Below are 1,977 nucleotides of genomic sequence, written 5' to 3'. Positions count from 1 at the left end.
CTCGCTGATATTCAATAAATAAAAGAATTTACTGTGACTCCACGAATGGTAGGAATAGGTAAGTCCATTCTCTTTTCCAAAAGCACATCGAAAGCCTTTTGGATGGAAAGCAACAACTGCTCGATGTCCTTGTTGGTCTCCACGGCTTCCTTGCTCTTGTTCTCCTTTGGCTGCTTTAGAGCTTTATGTTAATAAAACTACAATCACAGCAATAAAACTATTAATTTTACGTTCTTTTCAAAAAAGGTTGTGCAATAGTGGCTTAAAGGCTAAAAGCACTACCTTTGTAAATAATATCAAAACAGAGTATAATGGAAGAAAACAATATAACAGTAGATAAAGCTGTCCAAACCATAAAAGGGGCAATTTTGCGAGCTCAAGCACAGGCGAGCCAGTCAAGTAATGCCATACAGTTGTCTTTATATTATGGTATAGGGCGTTATGTGTCTATCAATTTACAGCAAGCACATTGGGGCGCAAAAGCTCTTGATACTATTAGTGAGAGATTGCAGCGTGAATTGCCAGGATTAAGAGGCTTTTCTTCAGGCAACTTGAAGAAAATGCGTATCTTCTATGAGGAATGGCAATGCCTTTCAATTGGTTCGCCAATGGCGAACCAATTACAACAGCTTGAAAATAAGATAGAAGAAGGTATTGAAATAGGAGAAAAGACACTCCTTTGTATTAACAGACCTATAGAGTCAGCAGACTTGCATATAGAGGATTTTGTGGGCATTAGTTTCACTCATCATATGGAAATTTTGCATAAAACTACCACTTTAGATGAGCGCATCTACTATATACATCAAGTGAACCTGTATCATTGGAACAAGTACGTATTACGGAAATACTTATCAGATGACCTATATCACCATCAAGGCAATATGCCTAACAATTTTCCGAAAGCGATACCAGACATTAAGCAATCAATGAAAACAATATCAATGTTTAAGGATGAATATTTGCTTGATTTCATCAATACTGAAAATTTGGGACTGGAGATTGAGGACATTGACGAACGTGTAGTTGAGCAAGAAATTGTAAGAAACATGCGCGATTTCATTCTTCAATTCGGAAAGGATTTTATCTTTATGGGTAACCAGTATCGTGTCGTACTTGAAGGAGAAGAAATGTTCATAGACCTTTTGTTCTTTAGTCGAGAACTTGCAGCAATGGTAGCCGTAGAACTAAAATACGGTAAGTTCAAGCCTTCATATTTGGGACAACTATGTACATATCTACAGGCATTAGACCTTACTGTTAAAAAGCCACACGAAAATCCTTCTATTGGTATTGTCTTATGCAAAGAAATGAACAAGGCTTTTGTTGACATTGTTGTAAGGAACTACGACAGCCCAATGGGAGTAGCAACATATAAAACCAAACAGGATATGCCTGAAGAATTACAGAAGGCTTTGCCTGATTTGGATAAGATGAAAGATCTGTTTTGCAAATCGTTGTAAATGTGTATTCATATTTTATAAAATACGTATTAAGGAGTAAGGCTATAATGTTCTTACTCCTTTTTTCATTTGTACAACGAGAAGAAAAAGAACTTAATACATAAATATAAAGTAAGCAATGAAAAGGATTTGGATTTTTCTTTTGGTGCATCCATAGCGTCACCGGCAAGAGATTTGATAGACAGCCAGATTAGTAGAAAGACATTTTGGCGGTATCAACCAGGACTAACCGGCTGGAAAGGACGCGGATTAATATTATTTCTTGTTTCCATAATGCGAATCGTCTAATTACGGCAAAAATACGCTAAATACCTGATACAACAAAAACTTTTTTCGATTTTAACATAAAAAATACCACTTTTTTCAACCTTTTTTTTCCGAATCCCTGCAAATCGCACAAATCGCATAGTTGGGGGTTCGGGAATGTTGTATCTTTGTATCGTCAATCAGAGAGGTTGATGCAGCAACGGTCTCGGCGGAGACACAGACTGCTTCTACTAAAACTAAATTTTTA

1 protein-coding gene is annotated in these 1,977 nt (G+C 36.7%); it reads left to right on the top strand.

Annotation, left to right across the window (positions count from 1 at the left end; all coding sequences use genetic code 11):
* Positions 1 to 311: 311 nt before the first annotated feature.
* Complete coding sequence (locus DWV53_RS15120) at positions 312 to 1,463, top strand: PDDEXK nuclease domain-containing protein (protein ID WP_118155433.1); 1,152 nt, start codon at positions 312 to 314, stop codon at positions 1,461 to 1,463.
* Positions 1,464 to 1,977 lie beyond the last annotated feature (514 nt).

The organism is Segatella copri (genome assembly GCF_003465495.1).
Lineage (GTDB): Bacteria > Bacteroidota > Bacteroidia > Bacteroidales > Bacteroidaceae > Prevotella > Prevotella copri_G.
The sequence above is the reverse complement of the archived record's forward strand: the minus strand, read 5'-3'. Positions and strand labels throughout refer to the sequence as shown.